20 protein-coding genes and 2 rRNA genes are annotated in these 15,833 nt (G+C 53.4%); 9 read left to right on the plus strand and 13 right to left on the minus strand.

From position 1 onward, the window contains the following. Nucleotides 1–73 (plus strand): 5S ribosomal RNA (gene rrf / locus G461_RS26585); the annotation flags it as partial. A 181-nt stretch (nucleotides 74–254) separates the two neighbouring features. On the opposite strand, the gene G461_RS22990 is transcribed toward rrf (G461_RS26585), so the two are convergent. After that, nucleotides 255–1,169: a hypothetical protein gene (locus G461_RS22990; protein ID WP_035478969.1), complete on the minus strand. Its 915-nt coding sequence runs from the start codon at nucleotides 1,167–1,169 to the stop codon at nucleotides 255–257. A 266-nt stretch (nucleotides 1,170–1,435) separates the two neighbouring features. On the opposite strand from G461_RS22990, the gene cowN reads away from it, so the two are divergent. After that, complete coding sequence (cowN, locus tag G461_RS0101805; protein ID WP_026960547.1) at nucleotides 1,436–1,726, plus strand: N(2)-fixation sustaining protein CowN; 291 nt, start codon at nucleotides 1,436–1,438, stop codon at nucleotides 1,724–1,726. Here the strand turns inward: cowN and G461_RS0101810 are convergent. After that, nucleotides 1,723–2,397 carry a YoaK family protein gene (locus G461_RS0101810; RefSeq protein WP_026970535.1) on the minus strand — a complete coding sequence of 225 codons (675 nt, stop codon included), beginning with the start codon at nucleotides 2,395–2,397 and terminating at the stop codon, nucleotides 1,723–1,725. The two genes, cowN and G461_RS0101810, sit on opposite strands and share 4 nt — an antisense overlap. Before the next feature lie 149 nt (nucleotides 2,398–2,546). On the opposite strand from G461_RS0101810, the gene rrf (G461_RS0101815) reads away from it, so the two are divergent. Continuing rightward, nucleotides 2,547–2,662, plus strand: a 5S ribosomal RNA gene (rrf, locus tag G461_RS0101815). A gap of 531 nt (nucleotides 2,663–3,193) precedes the next feature. Here rrf (G461_RS0101815) and G461_RS0101820 read toward each other — a convergent pair. Genes G461_RS0101820 through G461_RS22995 form a run of 3 tightly spaced genes read right to left on the minus strand, consistent with a single transcriptional unit; the run spans nucleotide 3,194 to nucleotide 5,274 of the window. Beyond that, nucleotides 3,194–3,844 carry an alpha/beta hydrolase gene (locus G461_RS0101820; RefSeq protein WP_026970536.1) on the minus strand — a complete coding sequence of 217 codons (651 nt, stop codon included), beginning with the start codon at nucleotides 3,842–3,844 and terminating at the stop codon, nucleotides 3,194–3,196. A 21-nt stretch (nucleotides 3,845–3,865) separates the two neighbouring features. After that, nucleotides 3,866–4,792: a Gfo/Idh/MocA family oxidoreductase gene (locus tag G461_RS0101825; protein ID WP_026970537.1), complete on the minus strand. Its 927-nt coding sequence runs from the start codon at nucleotides 4,790–4,792 to the stop codon at nucleotides 3,866–3,868. Continuing rightward, complete coding sequence (locus G461_RS22995) at nucleotides 4,789–5,274, minus strand: cupin domain-containing protein (protein ID WP_035478972.1); 486 nt, start codon at nucleotides 5,272–5,274, stop codon at nucleotides 4,789–4,791. The genes G461_RS0101825 and G461_RS22995 overlap by 4 nt, the downstream gene beginning before the upstream one ends. 96 nt (nucleotides 5,275–5,370) lie before the next feature. Between G461_RS22995 and G461_RS0101835 the strand changes: the two genes are divergently transcribed. After that, complete coding sequence (locus G461_RS0101835) at nucleotides 5,371–5,772, plus strand: SMI1/KNR4 family protein (RefSeq protein WP_026970538.1); 402 nt, start codon at nucleotides 5,371–5,373, stop codon at nucleotides 5,770–5,772. Nucleotides 5,773–5,774: 2 nt separating this feature from the next. Next, nucleotides 5,775–6,089: an MGMT family protein gene (locus G461_RS0101840; protein ID WP_026957415.1), complete on the plus strand. Its 315-nt coding sequence runs from the start codon at nucleotides 5,775–5,777 to the stop codon at nucleotides 6,087–6,089. On the opposite strand, the gene G461_RS0101845 is transcribed toward G461_RS0101840, so the two are convergent. Further along, nucleotides 6,086–6,757 carry an AAA family ATPase gene (locus G461_RS0101845; protein WP_026970539.1) on the minus strand — a complete coding sequence of 224 codons (672 nt, stop codon included), beginning with the start codon at nucleotides 6,755–6,757 and terminating at the stop codon, nucleotides 6,086–6,088. The two genes, G461_RS0101840 and G461_RS0101845, sit on opposite strands and share 4 nt — an antisense overlap. A 168-nt stretch (nucleotides 6,758–6,925) precedes the next feature. Between G461_RS0101845 and G461_RS0101850 the strand changes: the two genes are divergently transcribed. Continuing rightward, nucleotides 6,926–7,237 carry a GIY-YIG nuclease family protein gene (locus G461_RS0101850; protein ID WP_245587131.1) on the plus strand — a complete coding sequence of 104 codons (312 nt, stop codon included), beginning with the start codon at nucleotides 6,926–6,928 and terminating at the stop codon, nucleotides 7,235–7,237. Nucleotides 7,238–7,412: 175 nt separating this feature from the next. Beyond that, on the plus strand, nucleotides 7,413–8,846 hold the full coding sequence (focA, locus tag G461_RS23000) for a formate transporter FocA (RefSeq protein WP_051333293.1): 1,434 nt from the start codon (nucleotides 7,413–7,415) through the stop codon (nucleotides 8,844–8,846). Between the two features lie 2 nt (nucleotides 8,847–8,848). Here focA and G461_RS0101860 read toward each other — a convergent pair whose 3' ends face one another. The 5 genes from G461_RS0101860 to G461_RS0101880 form a co-directional block, all read right to left on the minus strand. Beyond that, nucleotides 8,849–9,775, minus strand: coding sequence for a LysR substrate-binding domain-containing protein (locus G461_RS0101860; RefSeq protein ID WP_026970541.1), 927 nt, complete (start codon nucleotides 9,773–9,775; stop codon nucleotides 8,849–8,851). A 111-nt stretch (nucleotides 9,776–9,886) separates the two neighbouring features. Next, complete coding sequence (locus G461_RS0101865; protein WP_026970542.1) at nucleotides 9,887–10,312, minus strand: secondary thiamine-phosphate synthase enzyme YjbQ; 426 nt, start codon at nucleotides 10,310–10,312, stop codon at nucleotides 9,887–9,889. 55 nt (nucleotides 10,313–10,367) lie between these two features. Beyond that, entirely contained in the window at nucleotides 10,368–11,072 is a 705-nt protein-coding gene (locus G461_RS0101870; protein WP_026970543.1) for a sulfite exporter TauE/SafE family protein, read from the minus strand. 61 nt (nucleotides 11,073–11,133) lie between these two features. Continuing rightward, nucleotides 11,134–12,165 (minus strand): Gfo/Idh/MocA family oxidoreductase, encoded by a 1,032-nt coding sequence (locus tag G461_RS0101875; RefSeq protein ID WP_035478981.1) that lies wholly within the window; start codon nucleotides 12,163–12,165, stop codon nucleotides 11,134–11,136. A gap of 16 nt (nucleotides 12,166–12,181) precedes the next feature. Further along, nucleotides 12,182–12,994, minus strand: a complete 813-nt coding sequence (locus G461_RS0101880) for a hypothetical protein (protein WP_026970545.1) — start codon at nucleotides 12,992–12,994, stop codon at nucleotides 12,182–12,184. Between the two features lie 136 nt (nucleotides 12,995–13,130). Here G461_RS0101880 and G461_RS0101885 point away from each other — a divergent pair, with 136 nt between their 5' ends. After that, nucleotides 13,131–13,820, plus strand: a complete 690-nt coding sequence (locus tag G461_RS0101885; protein ID WP_026970546.1) for a hypothetical protein — start codon at nucleotides 13,131–13,133, stop codon at nucleotides 13,818–13,820. A 4-nt stretch (nucleotides 13,821–13,824) separates the two neighbouring features. Here the strand turns inward: G461_RS0101885 and G461_RS0101890 are convergent, their stop codons facing one another. After that, nucleotides 13,825–14,847 carry a GGDEF domain-containing protein gene (locus G461_RS0101890; protein ID WP_026970547.1) on the minus strand — a complete coding sequence of 341 codons (1,023 nt, stop codon included), beginning with the start codon at nucleotides 14,845–14,847 and terminating at the stop codon, nucleotides 13,825–13,827. Between the two features lie 42 nt (nucleotides 14,848–14,889). Beyond that, nucleotides 14,890–15,171 carry a hypothetical protein gene (locus G461_RS0101895; protein WP_157360213.1) on the minus strand — a complete coding sequence of 94 codons (282 nt, stop codon included), beginning with the start codon at nucleotides 15,169–15,171 and terminating at the stop codon, nucleotides 14,890–14,892. A gap of 262 nt (nucleotides 15,172–15,433) precedes the next feature. On the opposite strand from G461_RS0101895, the gene G461_RS0101900 reads away from it, so the two are divergent. Beyond that, nucleotides 15,434–15,832, plus strand: a complete 399-nt coding sequence (locus G461_RS0101900) for a GlcG/HbpS family heme-binding protein (protein WP_026970549.1) — start codon at nucleotides 15,434–15,436, stop codon at nucleotides 15,830–15,832. Nucleotide 15,833: the final 1 nt, after the last annotated feature.

Consider the following 15,833-nt stretch of genomic DNA (forward strand, 5'->3'; position numbering starts at 1 on the left):
ACTCAGAAGTGAAACGCAACTGCGCCGATGATAGTGTGGGGCTTCCCCATGTGAAAGTAGGTCACTGCCAGGCGCCCAATAAGAAGGCCCTGCTCTAACGAGCGGGGCCTTTTTGCATTCAACGCACACGATACTGACCGGCTTTTGCATGGGGAAGCAGGTGGAAAGCGCGCCTGTGTGTAAGTAGCTTTCTTATCCAACGAGCAAAGACTCGGTAAAAGGTTTAGAAACCCTTCATTCAGAGAGCTAATCAATCACAGAGACAACTCTGCGAAGTAGATCGAGCAGTTATCTTCATGGCTTGAGTAGTAGCAGCAATAGATCTTATCTCCTTGCTGTACTAAGCCCGGATAGCTGCAATCTCCGCCTGAAGGAAGGGTAAGGATCTCCTCTAGTTCTGGTTTGTCGCCCAAATGTAGCCAGCAAAGGCTGGTGCGGACGGGCTCATACAGGCGCACAGCGCAAAGTAGCTGCTCGCTGCTGAGCTTAATCATTGCTGGTCCGCCAATACGCGTGCCGAGATCGTGCCATTGCCAGTCGGTGTAAGGGGGATCCGCAATGCCTAGCTGAGCTGATGCAGTATCTGCATCGCGTCTGAGAAGACAGGCTGCGCGGCTACCGTCTACTAAGCACATGTCGTGCTCGTTGGGATAGCCAAGGCCATTTAGCTGTTTACTAAACAATGGCGCTACCCATGGCTGATAGGTCCTTTGGTCCATACGGTAGAGGGTGATTTGCTGTTCCGCAGCCTTGTAGCCGATGGAATAAATGCCGTCGCTAAGTGCGCGGCTTCGCCAGAGCCACATGCTCTTTTCTGCCACCGGCTTGAGATCGCTCCACTGTTTGCCATCGCTTGACCAACTTAGATAGCTTTGGTGGTAGGGGCGCTCGTCGAAACCTTGCTTCGCCGCGCAGGTCAGCATTAGTTGCTCTTCAAAGACCATCAACTTGGGGTCGCGCAAGTCTGCATCGGCAAGGATTATCCGCGCCTGTTCTTGCCAGCAGTTGTCGCTTGAGTTGAACTTGAGAACCAGTACTTGGCCATCGGGGCTGACATGTGAGTCACCCTCACGGAAACACAGCCAGAGAGAGCCGTTAAACATACATAGGTCGGTAAACGCGCAATGCTTGCCTGAATCCCATACCTTAGTGACCTTATCTACTTTCATAAACTGACCATCAAGTTGCTGTTAGTTTTATCCTATGGCTAGAGTCTAACAGTTAGTTATGTTGGCTAAGGCACCAGTTTCGAAAACAGCAGCGAGTGTCGCAAAGTCCACATTTTGTTGGGTCTGGTCCTACCTGTTTGATTAGCAAAGAGTTATTAGTTCAAGAAAAACAACGAGATAGCTTCCGGCGTGCTAATTGCTCAGTATTCGTTGATAAATGTAATGTTAATCCTTGTCGGTCATAGAATAGGTAGTAAGGAAGACCAATGAAAGATGCTGTTGAAGAGCTAGATCGTTACGTGAGTTTTTGCGGGCTAGATTGTGATGGAAAGGCTGACACGCTGATAGCAAAACTAGAAAGTCAGCTTGATTCTGGAAGTGGCGGGGAGACATGGTGTCAGTACTTTCAGCAAAAGAGGGCCGAGCAAGCAAAGATGAAACGTGACAATCTGCACTTTATTGGCAATCAGCTGAATCCTTTGTACGAATACTTCGAAGCTTGTGAAGATGCCTCTGCGCTTGAGCTGTTGTATCAGATTGAGCAAGAGTGCTGCTAAGACATATCGAGTGGCTTTCTAGCGATCATTAAATAGCTTCCATGCACGACCAGCAACAACAGACACATACTCAGTGGGAACCACAGTGCCTGATAGCCATGGGTGTTAAATAGCTTGGTTGCGATATATCCGCCGAGGATAAAACTGCTGAGAATGATCAGAAATAGTCGTGCTTTTCGTTGGTCTTGCTTGTGGCCGCGTAGTCGCCGTCCGAGCATTAGCCCGAGATCGGTCACGATGCCGGTTACATGGGTGGTTCGCAATATGGCACCGCTATAGGTGGTGAACATACCGTTTTGCAGGCCGCAGGCGATGGCGGCTAGGTAGTGGCTGATAGGAGTTTGGTTATCAATTGCTAACAGAGTACCTGCTATGAGCAGGGACTCTAGGGCGAGCACCAAGGTGTAGTTGTGGCTTAACCTTAGCGCTGATCGCCCCACAATGAATCCACTTAGGGCTGCACCGAGCGCGAAGCTGACTAAGATACCTAAAAGGCTCAGTGTATGGCTTTGATCGGTCGCTAAGTCTTCACCGAGTCGCGACGCGACACCGCTGAGATGGGAGATGGCCTGGTGCTCAAAAGCGAGCAGTCCGACTACGTTGAGGCTGCCTGCTATTAGGGCTAAGGCGAGGGTTCCTCCCTCTAACCAAGGGGGATGTCGGGTCAACATGGCAGATTCCTGTAAAGCATCTAATACAAGTGTAGTTAGCCCCTATCGATAGGGATTGTAATTCCCGATTAGCTGGTTATAATGCCTGCCTCTCGAATGATTACCTCGGCTGTGGCACTAAAGCAGACGAGCTAAGAGACAAGTTTTTGCCTGGTGGCAATAGCGTTGTGGAACCACCTGACTCCATGCCGAACTCAGAAGTGAAACGCAACTGCGCCGATGATAGTGTGGGGCTTCCCCATGTGAAAGTAGGTCACTGCCAGGCACCCAATAGAAAGGCCCTGCTCATTGAGCGGGGCCTTTTTTCATTCTGCGCATACCGAACTGACCTGCTTTTGCATGGGGAAGCAGGTAAAGAGCGCGCCTTTGGCGCATCAAATCCCATGTGTAAGTAGGTGAGGCGCAGCGCGCCGAACGCCAGGCGGAGACAATACCTCTGGTATTGGCTCCTACTCACCACGAGCGCAGGCCTTACCTTAAACCACATTACCCAGTGACAGACGTCCCCATCAGCCCACAGGGTGGGGCGTCCAGCGAGCAGCAGAGCTGCACGCGCTCCGCAGGCTCGAAGCGCTGCTTCTCGAAACCCCTGCTCCTCCCCCATGTGAAAGGCTTCGCGGTTTATCAATCGTACAGTACCAGCTGCTAACGAGCGGAGCGTTTTGCATTCAGCACTTGCGAAGCTGACCGGCTTTAATTTTGGGAAGCACATAAAGAGCGCGCCTGTGGCGCATCAAGCCCCATGTGTAAGTAGGTGAGGTGCATCGTGCTCTTCATGATAGGCATAAAGGAGAAGTTAGATGCTTGGTGAGCCTAGCGTTGCCTCTAGCCAACGCTCAAGCGATTTGATTTGCTGATGGCCGATGGTATGGCTAATCGGATAAAGCTCAAGTTCCGGTTGTAGCCCCAATGCTTCGAGGTGTTGCTTGGCATGGTCGGCAAGCGCTGGTGCTACTACATCGTCTAAGCTGCCGTGTTGAATCAAGGTGGGCAAGGGCTTGCTTGAATCGAAACGGCTTAGCTCGCTGGGCACGTAGCTGGACATGACCACTAAGCCTGCCAGTAGCTCGGGGTGAGAAAGTGCTGTCTGATAAGCTATCGCTCCGCCTTGGGAAAAGCCGGCCAGTACCACCTTATCGATACCTTGTTTGCGTTGCTGGACAATCAGCTCGCGCACTGTCTGGGATATCTGCTCAATATGCTGATGATTGAGTTCTCTCTGTGGCTCGAAGCGCAGGATATCGTACCAAGCACGCATCTCGTAGCCACCGTTAGCGGTTACCCGACGATAAGGCGCTGCGGGAAAGATAAAGCGAGTGTTGGGCAGGCCCGGTGACAGAAACTTCGCGATAGGGGCAACATCTTGCGGGGCGGCGCCCAAGCCGTGTAGGCAGATAACAGCGCTGTCGGCGGGGAGTTGGCTTTCGAGAACAAGGGATTCAAGCATGATTGGTTACTTATGATGAACTTAAGTCAGACTGACTGGGCAGGGAGTGGTCATGAGCTTATCTAACCAGAGTGCGCGCTCAACATCAAACAGCCCTTGGCGGCGCGCCTGAGTGCGGCTGAGGCGGCCTTCAAACTGATCGATCATCAATTGCACATTACGATTATTGGCATCCAGCCAGCAATCACTGTCGCTGTACTCGCCTTGATTAAGGGGGCGCCCATTGAGGATGACCGGACGATATTGCCACGCTTGGCCGGGATAGTAGTAGCCGGAGAACTGCATGTTGCCAGTACTACCGACTAGCTCCAAGTGATGGTAAATACCTTCAAATCCGCTCAGGCTAAAGCTCAGTTCTAGCTCAGTATCGCCACAGGCAAACTGCAGCTCCAGCTGTCGCGCGTAGCTGCGCCGCTTTAATAAGCGGGGCTCTCCAAACTGATGAAGCAGCCAAGCCAGAGGGTGGGAGCTGGTCTCCAGTATCCATTGTTCCAAGGTAAACTGCAGCGGCAAGTTAACCGCAGAGCGCAGCTTGACCTTACTCACGGTGCCAAGCTCGCCAAGATGTTGCGCTGCCAGCTGGGCCGTCTGTAATTGGGGGAAGGCATAGTTCACCCAGAGCTGGTCAGCATGGGCGGGTAGTGAGTGTTGTGGGCTGCGGGTGCCGAGCAGTGGCTTCTCGCAGATCAGTGAGGGGCCGTCCAATTGACTGAGCATAGCGCTATGGCTGTCTGCCGGGCTGGCAACAATCACTAGATCGCAATCCAGTGCATCAACGACATTGGTGCTAAAGCCGCTAAAGCCTTCGCGCTTGGCAATAACGGCCAGTTGCGCTGGATCTTGGCCGACTAACAGCTTGGGCTGAATGCCGCGCTCACGCAGTGGTCGCAGGTAGGTTAAGCCCCAGTTGCTGCCGATAATCGCGGTGCTGCGAATGACCTTGCTCATAGCGGCGCCTTGGCGGCCACCACCATAAAGCGTGCTCCTTGCTCACCTGCGCTTACTGCATGGGCCTGACCGCACTGGATGCAGTGACAATCCCCCGGCAATAACTCAACACATCGTTGCTGCTGTTGGTCATACAAGGTGATAGTGAGGCTGCCCTCCAGCAGGTAGTAGAGCTCTTCGGTATCGTGATGCTGGTGCAAGCCAATCACCGCGTGGGGCTCGAGGTGGGAGTCCATAAACAGCTCTACACCACTTTTGAGCAGGCCTTCGGCTTTGCCCGGTTCTTCGCAATAGAGCCACTTACCGACGAGCGCTCCGCCGCCTTGTTGGCCGCTGGGGGCGGTGGGGTTATGGTGCGCTGCCTGATAGCTCACCCGGCTGATCTCTGCATCGCGTTTAAACTGTGGATCGGTACCGCTGAAAACTGGCGCATCGCCGTGGTGGAACTGCTCTGCGCTAAAGTGTGGACTGGAATTCTTCATAGACGTCAAGGGCTAAGCGAACGTGCCGCTATCATGCCTTTTTATCAAACCCGCATAAAGCTAAACTTAGCCCAGCACTAAGCGTTGAGAAATAACATGTTTGATGAAATAGATGAGCTAAAAGCGGCCGATCAAAGTGGCGATTATCCCATGGAGTTGCCAAATGAGGTGCAGTTGGTTGAGGTTGAGGAACAGCTTCTGATGGCGATGCCTAGCGACTTACGTACCTTTCAGCTTACGGTAAGCAGTCTGGTGATTGGCAGTTTGGAGCCAGTGACCATTGCCGACCCGAATATGCATACCTACTTGCCCGAGGTGGCGGCTGAGGCCTGGAGTCAAGGCGTGCCCCGTCACCTTATCCCGATCTGCCAGCGGGGCGAGGACTACTACGTTATCCGCGAAGACAACCAGATTGGCCTGTGGCAGGGCTTTGATGATGTCGAGCCCAAGTGGGAAACCATCTGGGACTGGGCTATGGAAGTGTGGCTGATTAGCTAAACATGAGCCAGCCCGAATACCTGCAACGCTTTTATCTGGTGATTGCCAATATCCCCGCCGGCCAAGTGTGTACCTACGGTAAGGTCGCCGAGATGGCCGGCTACCCACGGATGGCCCGAGCGGTCGGGCGCTGCCTCAAGCAGTTGCCCAAAGACAGCCGGCTTCCTTGGTTTCGGGTGATCAATGCCAAGGGTGAGCTGTCTTTTCCCAAGGGCTCAGATGCCTATCTACGCCAACGCGCGCACCTGGAAGAAGAGGGCGTGGTGTTTATCGGCGCGAAGGTCCGACTCAAAGACTATCTGTGGCAGGGCGGTTAGCTAACCTGCTCCATCTCTGGCAACAGCTCCAGCTCCATTAACAGTTCTTCGGCAATCGCTTCGATCTCTTGGGCTGCATGCCCATGAGGTTCCAGCTCTCCTACGCTATAGCCCGAGGCCTGACAGTCGTCGTAGATGTCCAGTTCATGGGTGGCGGCAGACAATAGCTTGACCCCGTTGTCGCGACACACCTGGATCGCATCGGCAAGGCGCGCTTGCAGGGGCGTGGCGACCGGGCACTGGGTGAGCACAATGGCATGCTTGAGCTTGCGATTAACCAACTTGCAGGTATAGATTAGCTCGTTGAGTTGAGAGAGGGTGCGCAGGTCGCCCAACTTGGGGCGCAGCGGTAGCAGGGCATAGTCGGCCACCATAAAGCTGGAGCGGAGGGCTCGCTGATCGCTGCTGCCGCAATCGACGATCACGATGCCATAGCTGCGTTGCAGGCTGGCCAGATCGTTGCCGATATTACCGTAGAGTTGTACGCAATCGATTTTCGGTAGTGATAGTTGTTGCCGTGCTTGCTCCCATTGCGATGTGCAGCGCTGGGGATCGCAATCGACCAACGCTACCCGGCTTTGGGTGCGCAGTTGCAAACAAGCGGCAAGGTTTTGTGAGAGGCTGGTCTTTCCGGTACCACCCTTCTCCCCGCCAACAAGTATTATCATTGTAAGTCCTTGGGGTCCCCATCTTCATGAGATAGGGCTCTGCTTTTCTTGTAAGTTAGTCGCTCCCACCTATGTTTGGTAGGATGGCGGATATTTAAGCAATAACAAGTACTTAATGGCAAGTGAATTGTTTGATTTTTAGTTATTTCTACACAAATCGAGGGTAAATTGACGCAAGATTCGGTGGTTCGCTGCAGTGAGGATAACTGGAGCGTGTATATGATTCGTACCCGCCATGGGCATCTATATACCGGCATCACTAACGATGTAGAGAGGCGTTTTCACTCGCATCAACACGCCAGCCAAGGTGCGAAGTTTCTCAAGGGGAAGGGACCACTGTTATTGGTGTTTCAACAAAAGGTGGGCAGTAAATCCCAAGCTGCCCGTTACGAGTATCGGATCAAACGACTGTCCAAGCGCAGCAAGGAGTCTTTGGCTGCGGGAACCGCAGCATTGGATGAGTTGGTGGTGCTTGACTGAGTTTTATTGCTAGCTGCTGCAATTGCCTCCAAATCAATTTAATTGATATTTACTATGAGAATTATCAGATATTAATTATTGCTGAGTTCAATAGACTGCTACTCCGGTAACAATTGCCGCTCAGTAACTTACCTGATGTAAGTTCTCTGGAAGTGGCGAGCAGGGGGAGTGGGTCGTGTCTGCTAAAATTCATCGTTTTCCTAAAGCTGCAGCAACCAGTCTGGTTGAAGACGCAGCGAGCTATGGCAGCGCCAAAGTGGCGAAGGCCAAAGCTCAGTCGCTTGGCTTAGCCGTCTTTGCCGGCGTATTCATCGCGATTGCCTTCATTTTCTACACCACGGTGACCACCGGTGCTGCAAGCATGCCATGGGGCATGACACGTCTGGCCGGTGGGCTGGCATTTAGCTTGGGGCTGATGCTGGTTGTGGTCTGTGGTGGCGAGCTGTTTACCAGCACCGTGTTGAGCTCGGTCGCTTGGGCGGAAGGGCATGTCCGCGGACGTGATTTGCTGACCTGCTGGGCGCGAGTCTATCTGGGCAACCTGATTGGCGCCTTTGTGATGTTGGCCTTGGTGCTAATGGCTAAGTTGCCCGAGCTACATGCCGGCTCCTGGGGCGTCAACGTACTGAACATCGCTCAACATAAGATTCACCATAGTTGGCTGCAGGCATTTAGCTTGGGCCTGCTTTGTAACATGCTGGTTTGCTTAGGTATTTGGATGACTTTTACCTGCAAAGAGTCATGGGCGAAAAGTCTGATGCTGATTCTGCCTGTGGCGATGTTTGTCAGCACCGGCTTTGAGCACAGTATTGCCAACATGTTTATGGTGCCACTGGGCATTATGACCCGCAGCCTGTCAGGCAGCTATCTGAATCTGGGCGAAGGGGTCGAGATTGCGCATTACGCCGATCTGACTTGGCTGCACTTTGTTATGCACAACCTGATCCCGGTCACCTTGGGCAATATTGTCGGTGGCGCGGTGTTTATCGGGTTGGGTAACTGGTATGTGGAACAAGCCAGTGGCCACAAAAAACCGAGTGCTGCTAATGCACTTTCATCCAATCCGCTTGAGGAGTACTCATTTATGTATCAGCGTTTATCTTCAACCCTTGTTGCGGATCTTATGGAAGAGAATCCGTTTGCCCTTAACCAAGATATCACCGTCAAGCAGGCGCTTAGCCAGCTGGTTGATTACCGCCTGCGCGGCGCGCCAGTCGTCGCTGAAGACGGCTGCTACCTGGGCTTTTTGAGCGAGCAAGACCTGCTACGCCTATGGTGGTCAGAAGAGTTCGATCAAGACTCTAGCACCACCGTGGAGAGCCTGGTAAAACGCAAGACCAAGGTGCTATCACCCAACGAGAGCCTGATTGAGGTGCTTGAGTTGATGATTGTGAACAAAGACAAGCTTTACCCGGTTAACGGTGGTGGCTTCTTAATGAGCCATGAACCACAAAGCTTTGAGCAACGCTTGTTGGAAGCGGCCTCCCATATGCCTAGCCAGTATCCGGTTGTTGAGAACGGTCGACTGCTCGGGATGCTTCGCCGTTCGGAGCTGGCTGCATTTATCAGCCGCGGCAAACAGGTTGCCAAAGAAGGCCAAGCCGCTTAGGTTTACAAACCTGAGTTAGCTGGCCAATTACCCCGGCGGCGCACCAGTCGCCGGGCTTCCCGCAATATCCCCTCTCTTATCGGACTCTCTAAACTGTCATTACGCCAGATAAACGAGATACTGCGATGCAAGTCCAGCTCCGGCGTATTGATAATCACCAGCCGCTCAGCTTCCACATCGTTGACCGCATCAAAGTAGGGAATGCAGCTTAGGTAGGGGCCGTTCGCTACGAGTGCTCTGATAACCGCCACGCTGTCGTACTCTCGCCATACGTTAACGGTTTCCAGCTTACCTTGCACCGCGCCATTAAAGGTGCGTCGGGTGCCTGCGCCAGATGAGCGTAAGATCCACTGGGCCTGCTCTAGCTGTGACAACGACACCTGCTCATAGCCGGCATAGGGGTGATGAGGCGAGGCGATGATGACTAAGTGGTCGTCCAGCCAGGCTTCGCGATGCAGCCTGGGGTCATCGCTCAGCCACCCTTCAATAACACCTAGGTCGGATTCGAAATCGAGCAGACTCTCGATGACCCGGTCGCTATTGGCTGAGGTGAGCTCGATATGAATATCGGGAAAGTCACTATCAATCTTACTGATTAGGGTCGGCAATAAATGTTCAGCCGCGGTTTGACTGGCACAAACCCGGATCGCGCCGCTAAGTACATGCTGATGATGCAGCCCTGAGACAATCTCATCGGCAGATTGCAGCAGCTGTTTGGCGCGCGGCCTGAGCCAGTTGCCCCAATGACTCAACACCAGACGATTCCCTCTCCTTTCAAAGAGTTGCCGATCAAGCTGCTTTTCCAGCTGCTGCAAAGACATGCTCACTGCCGATTGGGTCATCGACAATGCTTTAGCGGCATCGCTGACGCTCTCTGCGCTGGCAACCGCATCAAAAACACTTAGCTGTTTGAGGGTGTATTTACGCATATCCGGCAAGATCCAAGCTAAAAACCATCAATATAATTGATGGTAAGCTAAAGGAAAATTAGACGGGGTGAATTCGGGGCTTTCTAATGTGATCTTGCGCAGAGGCAGAGCTTAATACTGCTCACCATTGATTGTAGCAATGATTCTGCGGGAGCCGCCGTGGTTGCGGTGTTCGCCTAAGTAGATGCCTTGCCAGGTACCCAAGGCAAACTGGCCATCGCGGATCGGCAGGCTGAGACTAACGCCGAGCAGGCTGCTCTTGATATGGGCGGGCATATCGTCGGCACCTTCATAGGTGTGCTGATAGTAAGGGGCGTTCTCCGGCGCTAGTCGCAGGAAGTGGGCTTCCATGTCGCTACGCACGCTGGGATCGGCGTTCTCATTGAGGGTCAGGCTGGCGCTGGTATGCAGTAAGGTCAACTGACACAGGCCCACTTGGTAGCTTGAGAGCATGGAAAGGTGTCTGCTCACCTCGTCGGTGATTAAGTGAAAGCCTCGGGCGCGGGGCTTTAAGCTGAAGCTATGTTGTTGCCACATGGCTATAGGTTCCTTTGATCGGATAGGGTTACGCAAAGCTTTAGGAGCTGCGCTCCTAGAATGAAGCGATAATCGCGGTTAACCCTGATATAGCACAAAGCCCCAGCGACCAATAGCGCATCTGCTCTGGAGGAAGCCAACGGCGTACTTTCTTGGAAGCCCGTGATGCCAGAATTACCGCCGGGATGAGCGGCAAGCTCGCCATCAGGTGTTGCCAACTCATATAGCCAGTGGGGATCTGGACCGCCAAAGACATCAGGCTACTGGCCAGGAAGAACGCCGCCAAGTTAGCCCGCAGCAGGTCGGCCTGTTGATGCTGCATCAGCAGCGCCATCGGCGGGCCCCCAATTGAGGTACTGGTACCCATAAAGCCGGATAGAAAGCCAGCTACTGCCAGCCTCCTTGGAGTGGGGTTAACCCGAAATGGTAACAGGCTGATTACCACAGCGATTAGCACTGCTACGCCAAGCCATAGCGATAGTTCGGAGACATCAATCTGAGTGAGCAATACGCCACCGACAATCGAGCCGGGTAGTCGACCAATAAGCGCCGCTTTCAGGCCGCCTAAGGAGATATTCTTGCGGTTCTCATAGCTGCTCAGGATTGAGACAACCAGCGCGAGGATAACCAGTGGGCCGGGCACATAAATTGGGGAGAGTAAGAACAGTAGCGGAGCTGCCACCACCGCCATGCCAAAGCCAACGGTGTACTGCACTAATGCGCCAAGAAAAACTAAACAGAAAGCAGCTAACGAAATCACGACTAATAACCACTAGATAGACTGTGATCAGGATAACAGCTTTCTGTTTTAAGGTATTGATCTAAGCAGGCTTTGCCACGGCCAGCGGGCGGCCCCCTTCGGCTTCGCTTTGCATCGCCAACTCGATGAGATAGATCACCAAGCGGGCTTGCTCGATGGTCACTTCTAAAGGTGCTTCGCCACGGATTGCAGCCGCAACATTTTGATAAAACGCCGGGTAGTTGCCGCGTTGCATCTTTTGATGCACCAAAGCTTTATTGGCGAGGTGACACTCACTGCGCTGTACGTCTTTGCCAAAGTGCTTGGCCTTAGGTGACTGGCCAGCGGCAAGTTGCGACTCTTGGGGATCGGTGCCCCACTTGGCGTAGGAGCCCAGAGCGCCATGCAGCTCATAGCGAGGGCCGGGCTCAACCACCAATGAGTTGCAGCTAAGTTGTACGTTCAGCCCCGGATAGTACAACTGAATATCAAAGAAATCTGGCGCTTGCGCGCCGCTGCGTAGGGCTTTTACCTGAGCAGACAGCCGCTCGGGCAGGCCGAACAGGCACAGCGCTTGATCGAGCAAATGGGCGCCCAAGTCGTAAAGTACCCCACCGCCAGCGGAGTCTTGCTCCTTCCAGCGCTGCTTAACCTGAGGACGGTAGCGATGAAAGTGAGCCTTGTAGGTGTGCAACTGCCCCAGTTTTTGCTCGTCCAAAAGCTGTGTGATGGTCTGAAAGTCGCCATCCCAGCGGCGGTTATGGAAGATGCTTAAACAGCGCTGCTGCTGCTCGGCAAGCTCTGCCAGCACCTGACATTCTTCACTTTGAATGGCGACTGGCTTTTCGACCACCACATGCTTACCAGCCAGCAAAGCTTGCTGAGCGAAGGGTGCATGCAGATCGTTGGGGGTGGCAATCACCACCAGATCGATGGCAGGGTCTGCCAGTACCGCCTCAAAGCTAGCGGTTTTGGCATCAGGATAGAGCTCAGCAATGGCTTGCTGCTGACTGCTGACAATAGTGCTTAGGTGAAAATCCTCACTGGCACTGAGCAAGGGGGCATGGAATACCCGCCCTGATAGGCCAAAGCCGACAATGGCTGCGTTTAACATGCGAAGCTCCAGCGGTTTATCTGTCTATAGTCCAAAGCTTAACGCCATCAGTTTGCTGATTATTTACAGTCAGCAAAACCAGTTGTTGATCCTGGGTGGTGAGTGACAATGCCCGCTCGTCAATATCTAACGGCAGCAAGTAGGGCCGTAATGCCGGGTTGGCAAGAGAGCTAATCTCTATCAACAGCTGGTGGCTGCGGCTTAAGCCCAGCAAGGTGCCACGGTGGACCGCCAAGCTATCGATGCTGTAGCTACTGTCGCCATTACTTAGCGGTGGCAGCTCCAGGGTTTTCTGCAGTTTCAGCTCGCGATCAAACAGGTAGCACAGGCGCTTGCCTTGCTGTTCACAGGTAATCAGTTGTTGCGATTCCGCAAGCCAGGCAAAGGCGGCGAGCTGATGGGACAGGCCATCGCGCAACAGCTTGCGGCGATGGGCCAAGCGAGAGGTAGCATAGTCGCCAAACAGCAGAAAGCGCCCCTGTCCGTCGAGGGCGGCCAACTGCTGGTCGATGATGCTGAAATCGCTGACATTGCCAGACGCGGGCAACGGCACGCTATCGCCGGTGGAGAGCTGCGCGTCAAAACGATAGAGCATGGAATTTTGATTGGCTAACTTATCTTGGGGCAGGGCGCTGCTAATCCACCATTGCTGCAGTGGCTCTAGCCATACTATCGCACTCGGGGTTGCCGGAAACTCACCATAAGCCAGTGGGGTGAGCTGGGCGGAGGGGCTGTTTACCGGTGCTTGAGCGCTTGGTGGTGGGAAGGCTACCCGCCCCACCAAACCCACTGCGACGACCAACACGACGGCTGTGAATACTTTCCACATCAGTTTCTTCCATTATTCCATTGCCGCATTGGTGTCGTGGGAATCAACAACAAAAAACACTAGCAACAATCTAAAAATCACAATCCTTGTTGGGGAGGATTTTGCGTATCTTGGAGCGACTATACAAGGAGAGACTATGCTCAACCGCTCGCTAATCCATGATATTCAACAGGCGCTGCGTAGCAACCTGATACCGGGAATTTTGCTACAGCTGTTTGCCCTGATGTTGGCGCTTAGCTACTTTCACTGGCCTGCCGCGCAGTTGGCATTTGACCAACTCGCATCGCTTAAGGCGCAGTACCAATGGCGTTTCAGTGCTGTCGCCACCGCGCTGTTTGGTGGGCTAATCCCCTTCGCGATTGCTTATTGGAGTGGTCAGGTGAGCGGACGTATCTGGCCGCAGATACTCTGCTTGGGGCTGCTATGGGCTTACAAAGGGGTAGAGGTTGACTTGGTGTACCAGTGGCAGGCGCGGGTATTTGGCGAAGGGGCGGACTGGCAAACCGTGGCCACCAAGGTGGCGGTGGATCAGTTTATCTATGCGGCGCTATGGTCGATTCCGGGTATCGCTCTGGTATATCACTGGAAGGATCGCGGCTTTGTCTTTCGGGGTATGGGGCGGGAGCTAAACCGCCGTTTCTGGCAGCAAAAAGTGCTGAGTATGGTGCTGACCAACTGGCTGATTTGGATACCGGCGGTGGCGATAGTCTACACCATGCCGCTAAACCTGCAGATCCCCTTGTTTAACATTGTGCTGTGTTTCTTCAGCTTGCTTGTGACGATGCTAAGCAAGCCGCCGGTTAAGGCAGCTAGCTTGGCAAACTAAATCCTTAGTTAAGGATCGGCATCACCCGGTTGCGCCCGAGTCGCTTGGCCTCGTAAAGCTGTTTGTCGGCCTCTTCGACCGGAGAGCGTTTCGGTGCCAGTTTGTCGAAGACCGCCACCCCAAAGGAGGTGGTGATGTTCTTGATCTGGCGATTGGCGCGGCGGTCTTTGAGCGATAGCTTTTCAATTGCCCGGCGCATGGTTTCTGCCAGGTAGCGGGCTTTGCGCAGGTCAGCATCAGGCATCAGAACCATAAACTCTTCACCGCCGTAGCGATAAACCTTCATCCCTTCGCGGCAGCCTTCATTTAAGCGCTTGGCCACCACCTTTAGCACCTGATCGCCGAGCACATGTCCGTAGTTGTCGTTAAATGCCTTGAAGTGGTCGATATCGCAGGCGATTACCGCAAACTCGCGCTTATGTTGCAGGAGTTGCTGGTAATCGAGATCGAAAGCGCGACGATTATAGATGCCGGTCAGGGCATCGTGCATGGCTTGCTCTTCGGTTTGCTTGAGCTGGTCTTTCAGTTTGGAAATTTCTTCCTGGGCACTGCTTAGCTGCTCATTGAAGAAGTTGGTGCTTTTGCGGATGGTTGCGGCTTGATCGATCAGGTGGCGGACAAGGTCCATAACCTGATCCAGCGCCATGCCATCACGCTCGGCGTTCTCCAGCTTATCGAAACTGCTGTCGATGGTGCTTTGGAAGTTAGCGGTGTCGGTGCCTGTATCACGCATGGTGTGCTGCAGTTCTTGCACCATGGCTTCCAGGTTTTGGCGCATCTCTTTAACCTCAAGGTTTTGCTCTTCCTCGATAAACTGGTTGTAGAGCTGATCTCCTTGGGAGGGAGGAATCGTCTGATAGGTGTCGAGGGTTTGCTCCATGGCCTGTTTTAACTCGTCTTTGTTGTTCTCGACATAGAGATACCAAAGGGCGTAGTTATGCGGGGTAGCAGCAATCTTGTGTTTCATCATCAAGGCAACGGACTTCTTAAGTACAGCCGTTGCCCTGGCAAATAAGCGATCTGACATACAACTTCCGGTCTAGCGGTGAAACAATAAAGCGTGTTCGGGTTAACCATCCTGACATGCGTAGGCTGAGACCAGCAGTTCGTCGCCTTGGTCATAGCTGAGCTCTAGAATATGCAGCGTGTCGCCGCCTAGCTCGCGATTAACCTGACTGAACTCCGGTTGTTGTTGCTCCCAGCGCTCTTTAGAGGTTCCCAAAGTCGCGAGGATAAGGCAAGCCTGCATATCGCTGGCATTATAGGTAACGCCAGATGAAGGGCCGTCCGATTGTGAGGAGCACGCGCCCAAGGCCAAGCTCGCCATCGCCACACACCATGCTAATTTCATTACCCATCCTCCGCTGAAGTGCCCGCTTAATCAGTGCGCCATGGATCAGGCGAATCAAGCTGGCTGGTTTAGAATTGCCTCAAAAAGACAAGCACTTACTGGTATCAATCCATTCGTATTGGGCGTCAAAGGCGGCAGCAAACGCGCACTTATCTAACCCGATCATTAGCTTAGTAAATATATGGCCAAAGGAGCAGAAATTCTCCGCCGATGCAGAGTAGAATGGGCGCGGGAAAGATCAACACCACTATAAGGAAATACCATGCTAAGTTCTCAGCAAGCACTACAACTTTGTCAAATTGCCCTGCAGCTCGCCCAACAAAACCAGCAAGCGATCGCGGTTGCCGTCGTCGATAGCCATGGCGAACTGATGGCATTTACTCGCCACGATGGCGTGGGTCTACCGTCGATCCACTTGGCGCAAAACAAAGCCTATACCGCAGCCAGAGAACGTCAGCCATCGGGCAACCTTGGACAATGGGCGCGCGATACCGGCAAAGACATGGGTTACTGGAACGATGCGCGGGTAACCGGATTTAAGGGCGGCGTACCGATATTCGTCGATGAACAATGTGTGGGAGCGATCGGCGTCTCAGGGCTGAGCGAGGAAGAAGATGAAGCCTTGGCGTCGCAGGCCATCGATGTGCAGCGATTGCAGTAAC

It is taken from the genome of Aliagarivorans marinus DSM 23064, from assembly GCF_000429485.1.
Lineage (GTDB): Bacteria > Pseudomonadota > Gammaproteobacteria > Enterobacterales > Celerinatantimonadaceae > Aliagarivorans > Aliagarivorans marinus.

Bases quoted from the DNA above. Each gene is read 5' to 3' on its own strand.
- G461_RS22990 (WP_035478969.1), bottom strand. From the start codon at position 1,169: ATGAAAGTAGATAAGGTCACTAAGGTATGGGATTCAGGCAAGCATTGC.
- cowN (WP_026960547.1), top strand. From the start codon at position 1,436: ATGAAAGATGCTGTTGAAGAGCTAGATCGTTACGTGAGTTTTTGCGGG.
- G461_RS0101810 (WP_026970535.1), bottom strand. From the start codon at position 2,397: ATGTTGACCCGACATCCCCCTTGGTTAGAGGGAGGAACCCTCGCCTTA.
- G461_RS0101820 (WP_026970536.1), bottom strand. From the start codon at position 3,844: ATGCTTGAATCCCTTGTTCTCGAAAGCCAACTCCCCGCCGACAGCGCT.
- G461_RS0101825 (WP_026970537.1), bottom strand. From the start codon at position 4,792: ATGAGCAAGGTCATTCGCAGCACCGCGATTATCGGCAGCAACTGGGGC.
- G461_RS22995 (WP_035478972.1), bottom strand. From the start codon at position 5,274: ATGAAGAATTCCAGTCCACACTTTAGCGCAGAGCAGTTCCACCACGGC.
- G461_RS0101835 (WP_026970538.1), top strand. From the start codon at position 5,371: ATGTTTGATGAAATAGATGAGCTAAAAGCGGCCGATCAAAGTGGCGAT.
- G461_RS0101840 (WP_026957415.1), top strand. From the start codon at position 5,775: ATGAGCCAGCCCGAATACCTGCAACGCTTTTATCTGGTGATTGCCAAT.
- G461_RS0101845 (WP_026970539.1), bottom strand. From the start codon at position 6,757: ATGATAATACTTGTTGGCGGGGAGAAGGGTGGTACCGGAAAGACCAGC.
- G461_RS0101860 (WP_026970541.1), bottom strand. From the start codon at position 9,775: ATGCGTAAATACACCCTCAAACAGCTAAGTGTTTTTGATGCGGTTGCC.
- G461_RS0101865 (WP_026970542.1), bottom strand. From the start codon at position 10,312: ATGTGGCAACAACATAGCTTCAGCTTAAAGCCCCGCGCCCGAGGCTTT.
- G461_RS0101875 (WP_035478981.1), bottom strand. From the start codon at position 12,165: ATGTTAAACGCAGCCATTGTCGGCTTTGGCCTATCAGGGCGGGTATTC.
- G461_RS0101880 (WP_026970545.1), bottom strand. From the start codon at position 12,994: ATGTGGAAAGTATTCACAGCCGTCGTGTTGGTCGTCGCAGTGGGTTTG.
- G461_RS0101885 (WP_026970546.1), top strand. From the start codon at position 13,131: ATGCTCAACCGCTCGCTAATCCATGATATTCAACAGGCGCTGCGTAGC.
- G461_RS0101890 (WP_026970547.1), bottom strand. From the start codon at position 14,847: ATGTCAGATCGCTTATTTGCCAGGGCAACGGCTGTACTTAAGAAGTCC.
- G461_RS0101895 (WP_157360213.1), bottom strand. From the start codon at position 15,171: ATGAAATTAGCATGGTGTGTGGCGATGGCGAGCTTGGCCTTGGGCGCG.
- G461_RS0101900 (WP_026970549.1), top strand. From the start codon at position 15,434: ATGCTAAGTTCTCAGCAAGCACTACAACTTTGTCAAATTGCCCTGCAG.